The organism is Candidatus Falkowbacteria bacterium (genome assembly GCA_026396835.1).
Lineage (GTDB): Bacteria > Patescibacteriota > Patescibacteriia > Patescibacteriales > Patescibacteriaceae > Patescibacterium.
Genome location: JAPLWA010000004.1, coordinates 536,846 through 557,875 on the forward strand (window position 1 = coordinate 536,846; position 21,030 = coordinate 557,875).

General features: G+C 36.5%; 20 protein-coding genes and 4 tRNA genes. 1 reads left to right on the forward strand and 23 read right to left on the reverse strand.

What is annotated here, in order from left to right:
- Position 1 precedes the first annotated feature (1 nt).
- The 17 genes from NTY12_03915 to NTY12_03995 form a co-directional block, all read right to left on the reverse strand.
- Entirely contained in the window at positions 2 to 1,111 is a 1,110-nt protein-coding gene (locus NTY12_03915; protein MCX6793149.1) for a type II secretion system F family protein, read from the reverse strand.
- A 5-nt stretch (positions 1,112 to 1,116) separates the two neighbouring features.
- Positions 1,117 to 2,763 (reverse strand): GspE/PulE family protein, encoded by a 1,647-nt coding sequence (locus NTY12_03920; GenBank protein MCX6793150.1) that lies wholly within the window; start codon positions 2,761 to 2,763, stop codon positions 1,117 to 1,119.
- A 12-nt stretch (positions 2,764 to 2,775) separates the two neighbouring features.
- Entirely contained in the window at positions 2,776 to 3,135 is a 360-nt protein-coding gene (locus NTY12_03925) for a response regulator (GenBank protein ID MCX6793151.1), read from the reverse strand.
- A gap of 69 nt (positions 3,136 to 3,204) precedes the next feature.
- Positions 3,205 to 3,591 carry a GIY-YIG nuclease family protein gene (locus NTY12_03930; GenBank protein ID MCX6793152.1) on the reverse strand — a complete coding sequence of 129 codons (387 nt, stop codon included), beginning with the start codon at positions 3,589 to 3,591 and terminating at the stop codon, positions 3,205 to 3,207.
- Between the two features lie 113 nt (positions 3,592 to 3,704).
- A tRNA-Lys gene (locus NTY12_03935) sits at positions 3,705 to 3,778 on the reverse strand.
- Positions 3,779 to 3,980: 202 nt separating this feature from the next.
- Positions 3,981 to 4,334, reverse strand: coding sequence for a pilin (locus NTY12_03940; GenBank protein ID MCX6793153.1), 354 nt, complete (start codon positions 4,332 to 4,334; stop codon positions 3,981 to 3,983).
- Between the two features lie 102 nt (positions 4,335 to 4,436).
- Entirely contained in the window at positions 4,437 to 5,588 is a 1,152-nt protein-coding gene (locus tag NTY12_03945) for a hypothetical protein (protein MCX6793154.1), read from the reverse strand.
- A 23-nt stretch (positions 5,589 to 5,611) separates the two neighbouring features.
- Entirely contained in the window at positions 5,612 to 6,376 is a 765-nt protein-coding gene (locus NTY12_03950; protein ID MCX6793155.1) for a hypothetical protein, read from the reverse strand.
- 278 nt (positions 6,377 to 6,654) lie between these two features.
- On the reverse strand, positions 6,655 to 8,733 hold the full coding sequence (recG, locus tag NTY12_03955; GenBank protein ID MCX6793156.1) for an ATP-dependent DNA helicase RecG: 2,079 nt from the start codon (positions 8,731 to 8,733) through the stop codon (positions 6,655 to 6,657).
- A 19-nt stretch (positions 8,734 to 8,752) separates the two neighbouring features.
- Positions 8,753 to 8,824, reverse strand: a tRNA-Arg gene (locus NTY12_03960).
- Between the two features lie 191 nt (positions 8,825 to 9,015).
- Entirely contained in the window at positions 9,016 to 9,435 is a 420-nt protein-coding gene (locus tag NTY12_03965; protein MCX6793157.1) for a hypothetical protein, read from the reverse strand.
- 1 nt (position 9,436) lies between these two features.
- The gene (locus NTY12_03970) at positions 9,437 to 9,832 is read right to left on the reverse strand and encodes a tryptophan-rich sensory protein (protein MCX6793158.1); all 396 of its coding nucleotides are present in this window, start codon (positions 9,830 to 9,832) and stop codon (positions 9,437 to 9,439) included.
- A 112-nt stretch (positions 9,833 to 9,944) separates the two neighbouring features.
- Positions 9,945 to 11,147 carry an MFS transporter gene (locus NTY12_03975; protein ID MCX6793159.1) on the reverse strand — a complete coding sequence of 401 codons (1,203 nt, stop codon included), beginning with the start codon at positions 11,145 to 11,147 and terminating at the stop codon, positions 9,945 to 9,947.
- A 63-nt stretch (positions 11,148 to 11,210) separates the two neighbouring features.
- Positions 11,211 to 13,187, reverse strand: a complete 1,977-nt coding sequence (locus NTY12_03980) for a fibrobacter succinogenes major paralogous domain-containing protein (protein MCX6793160.1) — start codon at positions 13,185 to 13,187, stop codon at positions 11,211 to 11,213.
- Positions 13,188 to 13,244: 57 nt separating this feature from the next.
- Positions 13,245 to 13,814 (reverse strand): SprT family zinc-dependent metalloprotease, encoded by a 570-nt coding sequence (locus tag NTY12_03985; GenBank protein MCX6793161.1) that lies wholly within the window; start codon positions 13,812 to 13,814, stop codon positions 13,245 to 13,247.
- Between the two features lie 308 nt (positions 13,815 to 14,122).
- Positions 14,123 to 14,209, reverse strand: a tRNA-Ser gene (locus NTY12_03990).
- A gap of 124 nt (positions 14,210 to 14,333) precedes the next feature.
- Positions 14,334 to 14,420 (reverse strand) — tRNA-Ser (locus tag NTY12_03995).
- A gap of 123 nt (positions 14,421 to 14,543) precedes the next feature.
- Here NTY12_03995 and NTY12_04000 point away from each other — a divergent pair.
- Entirely contained in the window at positions 14,544 to 15,050 is a 507-nt protein-coding gene (locus tag NTY12_04000) for a hypothetical protein (protein ID MCX6793162.1), read from the forward strand.
- A 48-nt stretch (positions 15,051 to 15,098) separates the two neighbouring features.
- Here NTY12_04000 and NTY12_04005 read toward each other — a convergent pair whose 3' ends face one another.
- From NTY12_04005 to NTY12_04030, 6 genes are all read right to left on the reverse strand, one after another.
- Positions 15,099 to 15,827 carry a hypothetical protein gene (locus NTY12_04005; protein MCX6793163.1) on the reverse strand — a complete coding sequence of 243 codons (729 nt, stop codon included), beginning with the start codon at positions 15,825 to 15,827 and terminating at the stop codon, positions 15,099 to 15,101.
- A gap of 55 nt (positions 15,828 to 15,882) precedes the next feature.
- Positions 15,883 to 16,467, reverse strand: coding sequence for a hypothetical protein (locus NTY12_04010; protein MCX6793164.1), 585 nt, complete (start codon positions 16,465 to 16,467; stop codon positions 15,883 to 15,885).
- A gap of 69 nt (positions 16,468 to 16,536) precedes the next feature.
- Positions 16,537 to 18,477, reverse strand: a complete 1,941-nt coding sequence (locus NTY12_04015) for a DUF87 domain-containing protein (protein MCX6793165.1) — start codon at positions 18,475 to 18,477, stop codon at positions 16,537 to 16,539.
- 1 nt (position 18,478) lies between these two features.
- Positions 18,479 to 19,156, reverse strand: a complete 678-nt coding sequence (locus NTY12_04020) for a hypothetical protein (protein MCX6793166.1) — start codon at positions 19,154 to 19,156, stop codon at positions 18,479 to 18,481.
- Positions 19,157 to 19,162: 6 nt separating this feature from the next.
- Positions 19,163 to 19,636, reverse strand: coding sequence for a PrgI family protein (locus NTY12_04025; protein ID MCX6793167.1), 474 nt, complete (start codon positions 19,634 to 19,636; stop codon positions 19,163 to 19,165).
- Between the two features lie 3 nt (positions 19,637 to 19,639).
- A complete protein-coding gene (locus NTY12_04030) occupies positions 19,640 to 20,971 on the reverse strand; it encodes a hypothetical protein (protein MCX6793168.1) in 1,332 nt (443 codons plus the stop codon).
- Between the last annotated feature and the right edge of the window lie 59 nt (positions 20,972 to 21,030).

A 21,030-nucleotide genomic window follows, 5' to 3' on the forward strand; every position in this document is an offset into this window, starting at 1 on the left:
ATTAATAACCTGTTTGTAGACCACCAATCAAACTATAAATTGGCAAAATAACAGCTAGGGCAACGGCGACAACACCCAACCAAACAATAACCAACAAAATTGGTTCTAAAACAACCATTAAATCCTTGGTTGAAGAATCGGTTTTAGCTTCATACTCCTCACCAATCCTTGATAATGTTTCAGGTAAATTACCAGACTGTTCTCCGGCAATAATAAGTTGTTGAACCGTAACCGGCAAAAGACTATTAGTTTTTTTATATAAAGCAAAACTTTTCTTAAATGAATTTCCTTCAGTAACACTATCACTTAAAAAAGTATAAAACCTTCTATAACGAGAAAACATGCTGGCTTTAGCCAAAGAGTCTAGCGATTCCATTGGTGACAAACCAGTAGAGATAAGAGCGCCTAATAGATAGCCTAAACGAGCGATCTCAGATTGTTTAACGAGGTCTTTTAAGCCAGGAAATCTAAAAATAATAAACTCACCAATTAATTTAGTTTTAGAGAATGAAAAAATTAAATAAATCAAAAGCACAAAAACGATAATAAATATCGGCACAGCATAAATACCGTATTGACCCAAGAACAAACCAAAATCAATCAAAATTTTTGTGACAACTGGCAACTTTACTTTTAGCTGCGAGAAAACAGTAGCTAATTTAGGCAAAATAAACCAAGCAATCCCAATACCAATAAAAAGTGTTAACACTAAAACAAACAAAGGATACATGGCCGCGGAACGAAGTTTTGATTTTAGAACACGTTCTTTTTTTTCTTCACTCGCAATAACCTTAAGATTCTCAACTAAACGCCCTGACTTTTCTCCAATTCTAATCAAAGAATAAACGTGAGGTGAAAACAGACCTGTTCTTTCTAGTGATTCTGACAAAGAACGACCAGAATCAATATCTTGAGCTAAGTTATTAGTAATACGCTTCAAACGTCGAGAACGCATTTCTTCGTTAATCGCATTAATCGCACTAACAATCGGAATGCCCGAAGACAATAATGAACTAAGATTTTCTATAAAAAAATCTCTTTCTTCGCCTAAACCAAAATTATATAGAAAAGCTAGCTTCTCTTTTCGGTCATTATTATTGGCCTGTTTCATAAAAACTATTTATTTGGTTCAGCTACACGCAAAAGTTCTTCCATGGTAGTTTCACCACTCATAACTTTTTCAATTCCATCTTCGAATAAAGTTTTAGCACCTTGCTCCATGGCTAATTTCCAAATTTCTTGAGTGGCTGGATTTTTCAAAATAAGCTCTTCCATCTCTGGTGTAATATTAATTATTTCAAAAATAGCGGTTCGACCATGATAACCAGAGTTAGCACAAACAGTGCAACCCTTACCTTCATAAAGTGTATATTCATCTTCAGTGAAAAATTTCTTTAATTCAACTCTCTTACCAATAATTTCTTTAGAAGATTTAATAATACTAGCACGACAGTGAGTACAAATTCTTCTAACCAAACGCTGAGCTACAACCAGTTCTAAAGTCGAGGCCAATAAGAATGGTTCAATGCCCATATCGAGAAGACGAGGAATAACAGTCGCGGCGTCGTTCGCGTGGAATGTTGATAATAGCAAATGACCGGTTAATGCCGCGTTAACAGAAATTTCAGCAGTTTCTTCGTCACGAATTTCTCCGACTAAAATAATATCAGGGTCCTGACGAACGATTGAACGTAAACCTTTAGCAAAACTTAAATTAGTAGCAGCGTTTACTTGAATTTGATTTACGCCACGCATCTTATATTCAACTGGATCTTCAATTGTCGTAATGTTAATGCCTGAATCATTAAGCAACTTAAGCAAAGCATATAAAGTAGTGGTTTTACCCGAACCAGTTGGTCCAGCAACCAAAATCATACCGAATGGTTTATCAGCTGAATTATTAATCTTCTCTTGGTTAGCTTCTGATAAGCCTAATTCACTAAGCTGCAAACCTTGGACATAAGAACCAAGAATACGTAAAACAACTTTTTCACCTTCAACTGTTGGAACAATTGAAGTACGTAAATCTACTACTACAGATTCTTTTCTAAATTGCATGGCTCCGTCTTGAGCTGAATAGTGTTCATCTAGACGAATGCCGCTTTGTACCTTTATTCTATTTAAAATGTTTTCATAATATTCAGTCGGAATATGACCGGCATCTCTTAAAACGCCATCAATACGAAAACGCAGCAAAACGTCATCGGCGCCGGGTTCAAAGTGAATATCACTAGCATGCAAATCAATAGCATCAACAAAAATAGTATCTAATATTTCTGGAGCAATACGTGCGCCAGATTCAATAATCTTAGAAAAACGAGTTTCTAGATTTTTCTGATAACTAGTCAAAATAACATTAATATCTTCAGGCAAAGAAAAGGCTATTAGAACTTTTCTATCAGTGAACAGTTTACTCAATTCTAATAAAAGATTTGCCTGTGCTGGATCATCAGTACAAACCATAACTGAAGTTTTTTTAACAGAGAAAACTACAGCCCTGAATTTTTTGGCTAATTCTTCTGGAATAAGCAGAACCTGCTCCTTACTCGGAGGGTTAGAACCTAAATCAGCAAAGGGTACCTTCATTGATTCAGCAATCGCCTGGCCTAAAGTTTCTTTATTGATTAAACCTTCAGTCAATAAATAATCTACTAAACCAATACGGTGAGTTTTAGAAAATTCTTCAGCTGTTTTAATATCATCCTCAGAAACGTAGCTTCCTGATAATAATATTTTTTTTATAAATACTTCGTCGAGTTTCATAGGATGAAATTATTATTTTAAAATGGAGTTAACTAAATTGATAACTTCGGCAATCGAGACACTGGATTTGCCAAGAAATTCTTTAGCGCCTAACTCACGAACTCTTTTTTCATCATCCGCTTGACTGAGGTTAGATAGAACAATAACCGGAACATTCAAACCCTGTGTTTTGATTGCCTCTAGAACAGCGAAACCATCCATTTTCGGCATAATCAAATCCAACAATAAGAGATCAAACTTATCTCTATTCAGAGCAGCTATAGCTTCCTCACCGTTTTCAACACTACTAGCTTCATAACCGTTATGTTGTAATTTTAGAACCAGAGCTTTGGAATATGGCTTTTCATCTTCTGCAATCAGTATCTTTTTCATAGTTTCATTAACTGTAAAATATGCTCTTATTATACCAAACATTTATGGTTCATGAAAGATTTTATGATTTTATAAACAAAAAAGCAGGTCAAAGACCTGCTTATAATAGTGCGCCGTGTTTACCCCGCCCCTTTTGGGCGGGGCAGGATTCGAACCCCGCAGAGCGGGGCAAGCCTGCGACCATCTCCTTAAGAGGAGAACAGCGCTAAAACTTTTGCCTAAAGACAATTTCGATTTAAATTGACGGCTCTTCTTCTTTAACCATTTCTCATGTTTTCTTGCCTGAATGTAGTTACAATATTTTTTATAATACACCAAATGATAAGGTCTGTGACTAATGATTATTTTTGATTTACCACTATTGTGTTCTTCGAGCCTTTTGTCAACATCTTTTGTTATTCCCGTATAATAACTACCATCAAAACTTTGTATAAGATATACAAAAATTCCCTCCATATGATTTAGTTATAGTATCTCAGTTTGTGCGCCGTGTTTACCCCGCACCTTGTGGGCGGGGCAGGATTCGAACCCCGCATAGCGGGGCAAGCCTGCGACCATTCGATATTTTGTGCGCCGTGCAGGATTCGAACCTGCGACCATCTCCTTAAAAGGGAGCTGCTCTACCGGGCTGAGCTAACAGCGCATTATTATTCTGTTTTAAAATTTTAGCTGCTTTACTTTACCCCGCCCCTTGTGGGCGGGGCGGGCTGACCCCGCCGGCAGGCGGGGTAAAGCTAACAGCGCATATTTTAAAAGCTATAAAGAGAATCAAGTATCTGCTTTATAACTTTACAGCCTAAATATTATTAACATTTTTTCGAGAAATAATCAAGCACTTACCTATTCTATCCTCCTGTTGCTGTCTTTATAACGAAGGTAACCAAGGCGTAAGACATGAAAATAACAACTAAACCTAGTGATGCCCAGATTAAAGTTGTTTTACCTTTTTCAACCATTTTCTCATTACCAGCCGACAACATCCACATAAAGCCACCGTAAACAAACATTAACAAAGCAAGCGATCCTACTATACCCAAAACGCCCGTAATAACGTTACCAATTAGCTGAGGCACGCTTGTAACTCCCTTAAGTGGATTATCAAGGACGGTTGATGAAGCAGGCTCACTCTCGGCAGATACATAAGATAGAGGCAGAAGAATAAATGCCAATAAATACCAAAGATTTATTTTCTTAAACATATATTAAAAATTATATGCTTTTATTATACCACTAAAAGAAATATGGGTAAATAAAAAGGGGCAGCCGTAAGTTTTACGACTACCCCATGAGTATGTTTATTATTAAGCACGAGTTCTACGGATTGTCACATTACCGTATTCTTTAGCTTTTATTCTCACGCCTTTTTTACCGGTGTATCTATGATCAGCGTAGCCTGATATAGGATACCACTGAGACAAGCCCTCTGTGTAGAATGTTGCAGTAGGATTAATGTATTCAATCCTATCACCTTCTTTAAAGTCTAGAGGAACTTTTTTTGGAGAACCTGGACCAAATGCAAACGGTATTTCTTCAACGTTTGAGACAAACTGTTTAACATGGTCATCATGATAAATACCTGTTCTTTCTTTTGTGTCGTTTCCATCATAATTTTTAATGAAACGAACAGAAACCAGAACTTCTTCTCCATACAAATACATGTTGTTGTTATCTGGAAGAATTAGCTTATTGAAATCTTCCTTTGTCTTGTCATAACATTCATAACTCATGTACTTAGCAATTATATCCGAATTTACTGTCCTTATAGGTTTGAAGTCTTTGGTGTATAAAGTTGCACCAGACATAATAACTTTAAGACTGTTTGTCTGACCAGCCTGATTGATACTAGAAGACACCATTTCACTAAACGACCTACCCCAACCTGTTACAGGACGAACCTGATTCGGAAGAACAACGTTCTCAACTAATAACCAGGCTACAATTATTGCCATCCAAAGCTCTAGTTTATTTGTTCTTGATTTACGAACAAAGGTATAGAAGATGGTATAGAAGGTTCCTGCAGCAAGCGAGATAGCAATTAGCTTCAGAGTTATGAACTCAGTTCCATTCATCATAACCACGCAAGCTATGAAAGAAAAAATTAAAGATATCACTATTAGCGGATTTAACACTTTTTCTATTCCGTCAATTACCAAGGTAGTCACTTTCCTTCTACCTAATAGCACTATATCAGCTATGGCTGCTAAGGCAGCTAAGGCTGCCTCTGAAGACACATAGCAGAATATAATTATTACTGAAGAAAGAAAAGCTATCAAGAAAGAGCCTGCAACCCAGTTAAACATTACCATCGCAAAGGTTAAGACTGAGAACAGGATAACCAGACAGTACTCAATAACTATTACTCCAGTTATTTTATCAGCAGCTGAACTACTAATGTCAGAAATTCTTGCCCAAATAGAAACAAGAAAGTTTTCAATATTTCTATAAATATTCATTTACAACTCCTTTTGTTTTGGTTTTAGAAAAGTTTTAGCACTTTTGTGTTAACAAAGTGCCCGATTTTTTCAACGAAACCTTTTTTTTCTCTTGGTTTAGGCTTTATTACATCGTTGAAAAAATTGTTAATCTTTGTATCAAGTGCTGTACCTGGTGCAAGCTTATCGTCAAGCGACTTAAGACTTGAACCAATCTTAGTCAGATTCTCCATAATAGCGGCTAAAGACGATTGCTCTTTGCCCGGAGCTCCGATGATAAGAAGAATAAATTTATCTCTGTGAGGCTTATCCATTCTAAGCAGAGACAAAAGTGCCTCTGGCCTTAAGGAATTGATAAACTCGATCAGGTTGTGATGTTGATGATGTGTTGTTGCCAAAGAAAAGACATCAACGTAGTTATCAAGTATCACATTCTTGTCAGCCTCGTTACTCAATATATCAAGTAAGCTGGCGCGAATTTCACGCTCAGTTTTTGAGGTTAACTCGCCAGATTCTCTACGTACAATTTCTTGATTAACTTCTTGAAAGAAGTCAGTCATCATTTGATCGTAAACAGGTTTAAATTTTGTCAGACGCCTGATAGCAAAGGGAATCGCAACCGTGGCTGCTTCCCATAGCTTTTTTTGGTCTGATACAACTGACTGCCACTTATCTCTTGGGATTACATTCAAGAAAATTTTTGCCACGAAAGGCATAACGAACTGAATTATAATCTCAATCAAGTCATCACCCATACTCTTATTTAGAGTTTCGCCCTGATCTTTGTTATTTTTATTGTTCTTTTCCATTTTCTGTATTTTTATTTTATAAGTTTGTTATTTAAGCAAAATCTCGTATTTCTCAAGTATCTTGCTTAAATAACAGACTCTTTTTCAAGGTTCTAGCAATATATTATTATATCACACTAGTGTTGTATTGTCAATAGTAAGACAAAATAACAAAAAAGCCCTAAAACAGGGCTTATATTAGCTAAAACTTGTAGTCCTACGCCTTGGCGTAGGACTAATTTATAGTTCCGAAGCCTTGGCGTAGGACTAATTTATAGTTCCGAAGCCTTGGCGTAGGACTATTCTAGGTGAGCGCGCTCTTCCCAGTCTCCTAATTCTTGCTTAAGCGCCGGCAAATTAGACAGCTTTTCGTCTTCTTTTAGCACTAAAATAGCCGCTTCTCTAGCTTTCTTAATCAAATCAGTGTCGTAAAAATTAGCCATTTTTAGTTCTGGAAAGCCCTTTTGCACTAAACCATAAACTTCACCTGGACCTCGAAAGGCAAGATCAGCCTTAGCTAAATCAAAACCATTATCAAACTTAGTCATTGCTTCTAAACGATGATTCGTTGCTTCAGTCGGATTATTGGACATTAAAAAACAAAAACCTTGATCATTGCGGCGCCCAACACGGCCGCGGTATTGATGCAGTTGCGCCAAACCAAAACGATCAGCCTCCTCAACCATCATCACAGTAGCAGAAGGAATATCAATACCAATTTCAATAATTGAAGTTGCGACTAAAATATTTATTTTATTATCCGTTAAGTCAGCTAAAATCTTTTCTCGCTCCGCACTTTTAAGTCGACCGTGTAACAAAGCAATCTTGTAATCTTTAAATACTCCATTGCTCAATCTTTCGTATTCAGCTTTAACTGATTTAATTCCTAGTTTGTCAGACTCATCGATTAAGGGACAAATGACAAAAGCTTGATGACCTTGATTTAATTCTTTAATTATAAAATCATAAGCTGCCTGCCGCTTATCTTCAGCAACAACTTTAGTTAAAACTTTTTTACGACCCAGCGGCATTTCTCTAATTTGGGAAACGTCTAAATCACCGTAGATCGCCAAGGCTAGACTACGCGGGATCGGCGTCGCGGTCATAGACAAAAGATGCGGCGCTGTTCCTGTTTTTACTTTTTGTGTTAGGAGCTGGCGTTGTTCAACACCAAAACGGTGCTGCTCATCAACCACAGCTAAGGCTAAATTATCAAATTCAATATTTTTTTGAATCAAAGCTTGTGTGCCAATGATAATATCAATTTCACCACTGGCCAATAATTTAAGAATTTCTTTTTTATTACTAACCATAGCTTCGCTCCCCTCTCTTGTAATTAGGAATTGGTAACCACTGGTCAATAAAGCCAAACTAATTTTTTCTTTCGCAAACAAGGCTGTTAAAGTCTTAAAATGCTGTAATGCTAAAATCTCAGTTGGCGCCATAAAGGCTGACTGCTTTTTAGCTAAGGCCACATTAAGCATTGCTAGACAAGCCACTACGGTCTTACCAGAACCAACGTCACCCTGCAACAAACGAAGCATTGGCTTATTTGTTGCCATGGCTTGAATAATTTCCCAGGCCGAGCTTTTCTGGCTGGCTGTTAAATCAAAAGGTAAATTAGTAACAAACTTTTTAGTCGCCTGCTCATTAAACTTTATTGGCTCAGCCATTAATTTCTCTGAGGCTTTTTTCTGCTGCTGTGCCCGCAATTGCATTAAAAACAATTCATTAAAACCAAGGCGTTGCTTAGCTTGATCTAAGCTTAATTTATCTTTAGGAAAATGAATCTCCCTAACAGCTTTTTTAAGCGGCGCTAATTTATAGTCATAAACAATCTTAGTCGGCAACCAATCATTAATTGTTTCGGCAAAATTTATTACACGAGAAATGTTGGAACGTAAAACCTTTTGCGTTAAAGTTGAAGTTAAATGATAAATCGGCACTATACCCTCAGTATGAATAGCCTGCAATGTAACTTTTTCATACTGCGGCGAACTCATAAGCAAGCCGAGATAATCTTCGGTTATTCTACCGGCCAAAGATATTTGGTCACCACTTCTTAGGTTGTGTGTTAGAAAAGGCTGATTAAACCACAAAACTCTTAATGTATCAGTGCCGTCATTCACTAAACATTCAGTTATATACATTCGTCGCTTTGGACTACGCTTGTTTTGAATCAATTCAATTTGACCATTTAGATGAACAACTTCACCAACTTTTAATTCAGAAATTTTCGAAGTCTTACTAAAATCATCATAACGGAAAGGAAAATAATACAATAAATCCTGGATAGTTTTAATATCCAGTTGCTTAAAATTTCTTGTTGTAATGCTGCCAACACCTTTGAGATCAGAAATTGGTGTTGATAATAACATAAGTAAAGATTTTTATCTGTGCTCTCGCTAGGAATCGAACCTAGATTTAGAGATCCGCAATCTCTCGTCCTATCCATTGAACGACGAAAGCCAATTGTATAAAATACTTGTAAACTCAAACAACGATTTAAATCAATCTCTCGCTAGCCCGCCGACTCGGCGGGGAACCTAGATTTAGAGATCCGCAATTTCTCGTCCTATCCATTGAACGACGAAAGCAATTTAGCTAGTATAACGATTTACTATAAAAAAAGCAAGACAGTAAAAGACTATTAAAAGTAGCTATTTAGCTAACCCAGTACAGCGCCAATTAATCTCTCCTAGTCTAGTTTCTTCGCTAACGACACAGGCAGGATTACAGCCATTACGTGTTGAATTTAAGTTAGCATCAAACCACCAAGTCTTCGAGCTTGAATTATATATTCCAGGCTCCAGGGCTTCACCTCCCTTTACACAATACTTAACTGCGATAGCTTCGGCTTCAGCTTCGGTCATTTTATCACCAGCTTTAGGACATTGTGCAAAAGCACAATCCGGACCAGATCTACCCACAGAGGAACCGTCCGGGCAAAGTTTGGCCTCCATTGTGCAAGCATAGTGAATGTCATCATTAGTAAAATTAAACTTATAAACACCCAAGGCAATAACACACAAAAGACCAAGGGTGATTAAAATAAAAAATCCTATAATGACTTTTTTCATATTAACGATTTAAATATGTTACCGTTAACTGAAGAGTTGTCGCAAAGCAGACCCACAATAAATATGGAATTTGCATATAGGTTACCCACTTAACGTAAGGGTAGATAGCGACCATGCCCCAAATTATTGTCACTAAAACCAATATAATATCTATCGCTGCTAAAAAATTATTTTTAAGACCAAACTGTAAATATGTAAAAATGAAATTAAAAAACAAGTTTAGGATAAAAGGTAGCGCTACTAAAAAAGGCAATCTCTTTTGCCAAAGCATAATAAATACCTTAGAGAAAGAAATAGCAATCAAGGCGTAAAGAAAGGTCCAAGCAGGCCCAAATAACCAGGAAGGAGGAGCCCAGCTTGGTTTTATTAATTGTGAATACCAATTATCAGCAGTCATAAATTTAATGATTAAAAGTTTTAATAAAATAGCCACTTAAACTCTTGGCTGGCAATACTTGACTACTTGTAGACCGAAGCCGCTGCCTGCCGGCAGGCAGGTTGGCGTAGGTCTAAATTATTGTTTGATCATTTAAGGTTTCAAGCTCTGGAGCGAAGTTATTTTGTGCCTTTCTATTATAATACAAAATTATAAAAGCAACGAAAGACAAAATACTGCTAATGATAAATGGCCATTTATCGTGTGTAACAAATAATGCGCCGGCCATTAGTGGGCCAATAATCATAGCCAAAGACATCATTGAGGCCATGGCGCCAAGCACTTCGCCTTTTCTATCTAAGTTGTTTCCAACAATATTAGAAGTCAGCAGGACTCGCAAAATAGATTGGCCAAAAGTCAGACCAATTAAACCAGCAATAAAGATCCCTAAAATCGAAGTACTTAAGAGAATAAAACCAATAACAAAAACAGCCATCATAAAAATTTCTAAATTACGTTCCTTAAACTTCTTTAACCAAAATTTTGGTAAAAGAAAACCTTGATTCAATACAATAAGTACGCCAACACCTGTCATGAATAAACCAGCTGCAAAAGAACCAAAGGAAAAAACTTTACCTAAATAAAGAGCAAATACGGCTTGCTGAATTGCCACTGCTAGACCAAATAAAAACCAAACTGAAAATCCGGGTAGCATTTTCTTATCTTTAAATATTCTTAGGATAGGAGTTAAGGGGTTAAAAGAAATTTTACGATCTTTATGTTTATTAAGATGCGACTCTGGTAAATAAAAATAAGCATTAATAACATTTAATACCGCCAAAAATCCTACACACCAAAAAGGAAAGGTTGGAGAAACGCGAGTTAATAGACCACCTATACCAGGTCCAATCACGAAAGCAATACCGAAGACAGCACCAATTATTCCTAAATTTTTAGTACGCTCAGCCTCATCTTTAGCAATGTCAGTTAAATAACTTTGCGCAGTTGAAAAGTTGCCGGCCGCGAGACCATCGATAATGCGACCTAAAAATAAAAACCAAATACTAGTTGCGCTAGCAAAAACTAACCAACCAATAGCAGTACTCAGTATACTAACGAGCATTATTGGACGGCGACCAATTTTATCAGACAATGAACCTAAAAATGGTGCGGAGAAAAATGAGAAAAATGCAAAAATACCAAACAACAAAGTAACAACAAAAGCAGAAACTCCGAAAGACTGAACGTAAAAAGGCAAAGTTGGAATAATAATACCCATGCCAAGAACATCAATAAAAACCGTGGCAATAATAACAAATTTTTTGTTCATAACTATGCTAGTTATATTATAAAAACTCTACCTTACCTAGAATAGTTTTTTTGCGGCTAAAAAATTAAGTTAATCTTTAATACAGCGAACATTTAACCCATAAGATTTTATCCCTCTATCACGAGTTATAGTGCTACTGTCTAGTGTCCATTCTCTCGTCCAAGCATAAAATGGATCACCTGAAAAATAAGTTTGTTCACTGGCCCATATATCAGCGATATTGTTCTTACCAAAAATCACTCCATTGTCCCATCTACGATAACCATTTAATAATAAACTAAAACCAACTAAATCATCCCCGGCGCCGTTACCAGATCCTTGACCAACTGCCTTTAATGACTTACCAGCACCGTGAGATCCTCCTTGTTGAGTGCCATTATCATCAGCACAGCGTTTATGCCAGTAGGTATCATAATTGCTGAATGCACCACAAGGATATTGAGTATTCGGACTCGCTATCTTTTCTACCGTTCGCTGCTCAAGAGTTGATAATTCAGCATCAGTTGGAATATGCCAACCTGTCGGACAAATTCCTTGATGAGGACTAGTAATCTGAGCCGAACAATCACTATTCACACAACTAGCCGGCAAAGCCATGGCTTCTTGCCATTCATACAAGCCTCCGTCCGTAGCACAATTAGCTACATTATTACCAAAACAATATTTTTCAATTTTTGTATCATCATTTTGACAAGACCAATAATGGGTCAAGGGATCTCCAGGAGATTGATAATCAGTACAAGGAGCTGTAACTTTACTTTGAACAAAAGTACCAATCTTCAAGTTTTCTTTCATCCAACACTGGGAACCAATTTTTACAACATTATAAAGGTTGTCTTCCGTATCATTAACAGTTGTCGCGCCACAAGTCATGACTTCATTGCCATAAGTCGTACCGGCAGAGTTCGTAGCATAAGATCTAACATAGTAAATAGCTTCAGGATCTGAGACTGTAACACTGCTAGTAAACTCAGCCTTGCCTCCACCTTCATTACTGCAGCTATCATTTAAAGTTGGATTATTAGATGTGCTCCAACAAATACCTTTTGAAGTTATTTGACCAAAACCATCATTGCTAATAATTCCACCAGAGGATAATGAGCTGACTCCGGTTATTGATAACGCAGCAGTACTAACACTAGGTAAAACAACAGTGGGAGCTGATCCTCCGGCAGCTGGTTTATACATTATGAATTTCTCTTCATTGCCGTAAAATGTTTTACCTTCCGCTAAAGCATATGCTTTAACATAGTAGGTTGCATCCGCCTTTATGTCATCAATATTAGCTACAAAATTATTTCCCTCATCCAAAGATTTGATGACACCAATATTTTCTTCTAAGCTTGGATTAGGAGATAAGCCCCAAACAAAACCTTTCTCACTAATAATTAAATTATTTTCATTAGTAATAGTAGCAGCGACTTCTTTAATCTTAGAAAATCCATCACTTTTTTTAATAGGCTGAGTCGTAATAGTTAAATTATTTAAAATTATGTCTTTTATTTCAACAACAGACTTATTATCTTCAACCACAACAGCGTTGTCTTGCGGTGTTGTTTTCTGTCGTTCTTCTGCTAAAGGATTATTTAACTTAATATTTGATTTATCTTTACTGAGCCTAAAACCATTTTCTCTAAAAACTAATAAAGCAAAATTAGGCTGTCCTAAAAAATGACCGCTTAAATCTAGAGCTGAAACATAATAGGCCTGACCCCTGGCTTCAACATCCAGTAAAACCTTGCCGGCTAAATTTTTAGGGAAGCCGCTTTTTAAATATTTATGCAATGTCGAATGCTTAATACCAACACCAAACTTTTTCATAACCCTTAATGCACTAAGTGGTTCAGTCAAGACGATCTTCTCTTTAGTTCCCGGGTTAATATACCAGGCTGGTTCGTAGTCATTGACTGGGACCATCACGCCAATATTAGGATTCTTATTAACCCCAACAGCACTAGCATAAGTCGCAGCAAAGGCAAAAAGAGCTAATAAAATTACTAGGCCTTTTTTACTATTTAAAAATTGTATATATTTACTTAATTTCATCTATACTATGGTATTTATATTAATATTATAGCAAAATTTATCAAAAGCGTCGACTTTCTATGTAAAAGTAATATTCCCTCTTTTTAGCTCACTTCTTAAGGCCGCAAAATCTGGAACTATTTCAGAAACTAAATTCCAGAACTTTTTAGAGTGATTAAATTCCTTTAAATGACAAAATTCGTGAACAATTATATAATCAGCTAATCTTTTCGGCAAAATAGCGATTTTATAGTTAAAATTTAAATTACCTTTTCTAGAACAGCTGCCCCAGCGAGTTGCCTGATTCTTGATACTAATTTTGTTAAATTTAAAGCCATGTAGACTACTGAGTTGATCAACTCGCCTTTGCGCTAAAACTAAAGCTGAGTCTTTATATTTTAGATAATCATGCTTATCTCCCTTGGCGTAAATATTGCCTGGATTATTTTTGAAGTGTTCTAATCTATCGATTATCCATCGAGCCTTACTGGTAATAAAGTTTTCGATAACGTCTAGAGCAATATATCTTGGCGCGCTAACTAATAAACTACCATCATGACGAATAGATAAACAAACCCTTCTGGATCGCTTAATGATCCTTAAATCATATTCAACGGTTTGTGTATTTAATATTATTTGTTTTTTCATTTTAATATCTTTTCTTAGATTAAGAATAACATAAGAAACGACTTTAGATAGGCATGCGCCAGTTCATTGATATACTATTATAAAATAAAACGCCCAAAATGGGTATTTTATTTTATATACAGAGATAAGGATTTCCGCGCTCGCTTGCCCAGGGTTGCAGATGAACGCCCCCTTGAATCGCGTTCATCTTCGCTCGATTATTCGTCGTCGCTTCCGCTACTCCTCATATCTCGCTCGCAACCAGTTCGAATCCCTTTACAAATCAATAATAACAAAAAATAGCCCTATGGGCTACTTTTTGTTATTAGCGGAGAGAGAGGGATTCGAACCCTCGAGGCTCGTTAAAGCCTAACACCTTAGCAGGGTGCCCCTTTCAACCACTCAGGCATCTCTCCAATAAACAATTTTAAATTTCAAATTATAAATTTCAAAATAATTTTTAATACTTTAATTTTCAAAGATGCCACAGGCATCTACAAACATTTATCATTTAAAATTTAAAACTTGAAATTGTACGTGCGGAGAGGGCGAGATTCGAACTCGCGAGCCGCTTTCACGGCTGACAGTTTTCAAGACTGTTCCATTCAACCACTCTGGCACCTCTCCATTAAAATCAAGTGAATTAGCCCATAAAAAAGGGCTATCTAAATAAATGGCCTTCAGGGGTTTTTACTACTTGCTTGTTTTATGATAAAATAAATATACAAGAAAGATAGCTAAGTGTCAATTATGGACAACCAGGAACTAGAACAAGAGAATACTCCGATAATGGAGATAATAAGCTGGGAAATACCAGAGTACCAAAAGCATTCTCGCAGCAAACTGTGGTACATATTGGCTAGCGTTGTTGCGATCGCTATGTTAATTTATGCTGTTTCAACAGTTAATTTTCTTTTTGCAGCCATTATTATAATAAGCGGGCTAATCTTGATAATCAATGATGCCAGAAACCCTCAAGGAGTATTGGTCACAATTGCCAATGAAGGAGTTATGGTTGGCAGAAGATTTTATGACTATGATGAATTAAGCACCTTCTCCATTGTCTATAAGCCCAATATTGGTGTAAAAAAAATCTACTTTTCTTTTAAGAGTAAAACTAAACACCATCTAGCGATACCCTTACTCGATGTTAATCCTCTATTTTTGAGAGATAACTTAAATAACTATCTCGAAGAAGATCTTGAAAGAACTGACGAAACTGCTACTGAGTCTATTTCCAAGATGCTTAAGCTCTAATTACTAAACTCTCCGCCGCTTGGGTCAAATGACTCGAGCGGTTTTTATTTAACCTTTAGCGATTGCTAAAACCAAAATCTCTTCTGCGCCTTGAGCCCGTAAAACCTTAGCACATTCATTAACTGTTGCAGCGGTTGTAATTACATCGTCAACCAAAATAACTTTAGCCGGTGCCGTGCCATTAAAATTAAAACAACCTTGCAAGTTGTTTAGGCGCTTCGCTTCGCTTAACTTAGCCTGAGGTTTTTTGTGAATCAAGCGTCTAAGATCAGAATTAAAATTGAGACCAAAATATTGTGCTACAACTTTTGCTATAACTTCTGCTTGATTAAAGCCTCGCCATTTTTGCCTACGTTTGCTTAAAGGTACGGCGATAACAGTGGCATCGAAGAAGTTGTTAAAAAAAATATTTTTAGAAACCATTAATTCTTTTTCTAAATGTTTGGCAATAAATAAACCAAGAATTTGCGCTAACTCTTTAACAAAATGATATTTATAAGCCTGAATCAAAGAGCTAATAATTCTATCCTCATAGTCACTGGCACATAATAAACCATCAAAAAAATATAGGGACTTACAATCTTCACACAAACTTAAATCCGCTACATTATTGTGACATTTAAAACAATTTTTATCCCAAGTTAAAATATCTTTAGTCTGACAAACTTCGCAAAAATAGCTCCCCTCTTTCTCACAAATAACACAATATTTAGGAAAAATAATATCAAAAAAACATTGCTTAATATTACAAACAATGTTTTTTGCCCCTCCAAGCATAAAGAATTAATTTCAAATTATAAATTTCAAATTTTAAAAAATTTGATTTTTTCCATTATTTCCAGGTAACTGAATCAACTTTCCATTCAGTGCCAACTTTCTTAAGGCTAATTGCTAGATTCTGATCATAAGAACTAGTTTTGCCATCAGTCTCAGTTTTAAGGCGCTTTGTCTTAACCACTCCCTCGGCTGTCCCAGCGGTCTCATTATAGCTCGTAAAGTCAACTACGGCAGCTTTGGTCACGATTGACTTATATGACCCGTCAGTGGCCTTATTTCTCTCTGTAGCAATGAATTTGCTAGTTGCAGAAGCAAGGCTGTCAGTCATAAACACCTGAGAATCAGTTAAATTACTAAAATCAGCCTGACTTGAAGAAGTGCCGTAACGTTCGGCAAAAAAGATGGCTAGCTGAGTAGCGTTATCTCGGCTCTGGTCAGCTTCAGTTCGTTTTTCAGCTGTCCTAGTTACTGGTGCGCTTTTAGTAACGACGGGCGTTGCTGGACCATTCTGTTGCGTAGAAGTTGTGTCAGTTGGAGTTTGATTTTTTTGTCCAGAAAAATCATAAATAAAAATAAAGTAAAAAATGGCAACTAGAATAACTAGACCACCAACGATTAAAGCTAGAGCTTTTTTATTCATATAAATAAAATATTAGTTGTTAGTTGTTAGTTGTTAGTGACCTAACAACCAGCAACCAGCAACAAACTACTACATCGGCTTTCCGCTTGCCAGCTGATCAGCCATTTGTTTTTTAGCTTCTTCAATTTCGATTAGCTGACGAGGATCAGATGTAATCAATTGATCTTCAACGTATGAAGCAACGATCTTGATCGCCGCGTGCTTATTGCCGGCAAAGAAAATACCTTCACCGACGCCGCACTCCAAAAGCAAGTACTTTTCACTTTCTGTTAAAATAAAGGTTTTCTGAATAAGATCAATCGCAGCCGGAGATTGTTTCAAAAGAATTTGCAAAGATGAGTTGGTTACAATCGCCTGACCATAAGGTGAGCGCAAAAAGTCGTTAACGTCCTGCGTGATTGTTGTAACGCCTAAATAATATTTACGGCAACGTTTTACTAAAGCGTAAATAAATTTAGCACTATCTTCTTGCTGCATCATCCACCAGGCTTCATCAATAACCAAAATACGTTTTCTAACTTGCGAGCGAACGTCATTCCAGATGTAGTTAATAATAGTATAAATCGCCATTGGTCTTAACTCATCTTCTAGGTCACGAACCGAGAAACAAATCAATTGATTGTCCATCTGCACATTAGTCGGACTATTAAATAGACCGGCAAAAGTTCCTTCGGTATATTTCTTCATACGCGTCGATAGCGTAGCGCCGCCATCCATACCTTCAAGAATTTCTTGAAAATCTTGCATGATCGGTGGCTCAACGGTGGCTAAATCAGCGTCAGGCGTAATATCTTTACGAGCGTAGGTTTCTAGTAAGGCGCGGTCAACAACAGAGTCTTCTTCATAAGTTAATTGACCAATCATTAATCTAACCAAGCCTTTTAAAGTAATAACAGCCGAGCGAATAATGTCTTCAATCTTTGTTTGATCACCAACCGCTTTAGGCAAATCAAATGGATTGATTTTACTTTGTGAAGCAAGAGAAATACTAATATAGGTTCCACCAACCGCTTCGGCTAAATGCTTATATTCATATTCTGGGTCAATAACAATAACTTCAGTGCCCATCATTAAACTACGCAGAATTTCTAATTTAATGGCATAACTTTTACCAGCACCAGAAGTAGCAAACACAACGCTGTTAGCATTCTGTAAACTAAAGCGATCAAATAGAATCAAGCTGTTATTATGACGGTTGATACCGTATAAAATACCATTATCTGAGGTTAATTCACTGGAAACAAATGGAAATGATGAAGCAACCGGAGATGAATTCATGTTAAAAGCAATGTAAAGTTCATCATTATTTAATGGCAAAGTAGAATTAAAACCTTGTTCAGCTTGGTAATAAACACGTTTAGAATAAACCAAACGAGCACCAAACATATCCTCAATTGTATCCGATAAACGATCTAGCTCCTCTAAAGTATCAGTGTAGAGAGTAACGTAAAGAGCAAATTGGAAGAATTTCTCAGTACCTTGAGTTAAGGAGTCACGCAAAGATTCAATGTCACGCAAAGCTGTTTCACGTAAAGGATCGCGCGGTGAACCTTTTTCAGCGTCGGAAATAATTTGTGCCTCAAGTGCACCAACTTTCTTTTTTAATTGCTTTAGAATTATGGCGCTCTTTACGGGATAAAAATACATGGCAATATCAAAAGTGGAGTTCAGGTTAATAACCGGAGCAAACCAACCAACGCTAATATAACGTGGATATGACACTACAAAAATAGTTCGTAAAAACTTACCACCCAATCTTAGATGATGAGGTGAAATCTCCATGCTTTCCGGAGCAATCAACTCGTTAATAGAAATAAGACCACGACGGAAAGTTTTTTCTTCGCTAACAATTTCTTCGGCAACCTTTGTTTCTTTTTCAAACTGTTCTATTTTTTCTAGCCCTGGAATATTTTGTTTACCTTCTTGACCCGGCGTAGTTAAAACAGCCTCCTCTATATCGGTTGCCTCTGGTGTTTTTTTATTCAAAAATAAATCAAATAACTTAGACATATCAATTATTATCTTCTAAGCGCAATTTCTCAACTTCAACTAGATGCTCATTAGCGGCCGTAACCGGGTTATAAGTATTATAATATAGTTCAATTAAACTTTGCGTATCTAACTCAATTGTATTAAGACCAATTGAACTTAGACCAGAAATAACTGTATCAACGCGGCGTGTTAATTCTTTACGCAAGTTAAAAAATTTCTCTTCTTTCATCTTAACCAAAGAAGCTGGACTAAATGTTTCAGTTAAACGTGTAAAAAAGTTTTTCTTCTTATCAGATAGTGGGTTATAAGGTACAATAACATAAAAACGTTTATTCATGATCTTACTCAAAGATATTAGCTCTTTAATATAGCTAATATATTCTGTAATTTGCATCTTTAGCAGCTCATTGGTTTGTTCTTTTTCTTTTTGCTTGAGTTGATTCAAATAAGCTTCGATATTAAGTTCACGCGATTGAATAACAATTTGTACCGGAAAGCTAATATTGTTCAGGAAGCTAACATAAGCAGAGATAATAGCATTCTGTTCGTCTTCATTTTTCAAAGCAAAGTTAATACTAGATACCATAATAACTGACCGCAAATCGCCGTCTTTCATAATGACAGTATCTTGACGAATACCAGCAATATCAAGAAATTTCAGAGTCGAAGGATGAATTGGAGTTGGTTTTTTAGCCATAAACAATTATGAAAAATCAGCGGGAATATCCTTGTGCAGTTGAATTACAACGTCATCAGATGATTCACCTTGATAAGAACCTTGAGTGTCAACAATTAAGGATAATTCATTAAGGCGACTTTGAGAATATTGCCTGCCTGAAGCAACAACTGGCGCCAAAACAGGAAGAGTATCAAACTCCACGCCTGTTCTTAGTGTATCATCTTTATACCAAACACGTAAGCCAGGTTTTTTTAAAGTCTCGATTAAATTAAGCACAAAGTAATGAAATGGAGCGCCATTAATCCTAACAAAAGCAAAAATTGTACCGACTGAAAATAAAAATAGTCCTAGAACAATAAACAAACTAAAATCAAATAAACGATAGCAAAGCGCGATTAAAAGAGCGGTAACTAATTCAATCACAAATTGGCGGACAGTGATTGGACCAAAAATTTTATCTTCAACATCAATAAATTGTGGAACTGTAAACTGCATCATAAACTAAAACTTCAAAACATGGTTAAGAGAAATAATTGCCGATAATTCTTCTGGTTTTAGCGAACTAGGTTCGTTACTTAATTCTTCTTGGAGAATATCGGTTACTGGCTTGCCGACTTCTAGGGCGCGGCGACAAACCGTTAAATACATTTTATTTAGCGGGCTTTCTTGCCAAGCCACAATCCCCTGAATTTTTTTAGAATAGTCATCACGGCCCAAAAATTCTAGTTTCTCTTTTATTTTATCAGTTGCTTTAATTGGATCTGGATTTAAACGACGAAAAGTTTTCAAAGACATATAACGCAACTCATCAACCGGGCTTAAAACTTGAGGCGTAAAACGTATGTCATCCATTTTAACTTTACCACTGGAAGATAACTTTAAATTAACGACTGGGGCCTTAGTTTTAGTTTGATCAGCCAAGCGACGCAAATCGGGCTTATCAATCGGCTTATTATTAACTAAAGCATCCTTGATAATTTTTCTTGCCACTGGCGTTACTGGTGCAATCGAATCTTCAACCTTTACTTTAGGTTGTTCAATAATTACTGGCACTGGCGGTGCTAATTCATGACTAGCGTCCATAATAGGCTCTGGCGCTTTATTTATCTTAAGTTTACCCTCTGCCTTAAGACTAGCTTCTAAATTATACTCGGCTTCTCTGGTAATTCGATTAAATGGATTGGCTAGCTCGGATTTAGGTGGCACTACGTGCTTATCTTCAGGTACAGGAATTTTAAGCTTAGGCGTGCTTGATATTTTTTTAAGTTCATTAAGCTCGGCATCAGCTATAGACATTGCTCTATCAACCGCGTCGCGGCTTAAAGCTACGCCGCCTAACTCACTTGCCTTGCTTAAAGCTTCAACTGTAGCAATTTTGTCACGTGTTAAACGCAAATAAGTTTTAATAACCTGACGGAATTTAGCATTCATAATAGGATCAGTTAGACTAATCCTAGATTTCTGCAAAACTCGGACAACCGCCTCTTCAATCGCAGCATCAAAATCAACAGTTTTGACAGGCTGAGCATTCTCTTTAACTTCTTTTTCGTCTGCTTCGGAGAAGACTAACTTTGGACCAGCACTAGCACCTAACAAATAATCGATTACTGTGTTAAAAATATATTTTCTTAAATCCTTTTCTAGCAAACGTGCTTTTTCAAGTGGTAGATTATTTTGATTAACAAAATAAGCACCTAAGCCATCTAAAGTAATTTCCTTGACCATTACTTTCATTATAGTCGTAGCTAAATCAAGACCATACTGCTGACCAATAGTAGCAATACGAGCCGCTGCTTCATTCGATGCAACGGCCGCTTTAATTTCTTTAGGCAAATCATTAAATTTTTGTAAGTAGGACAGCATGGGAAAGTAGTTGTTAGTAGTTGGTAACT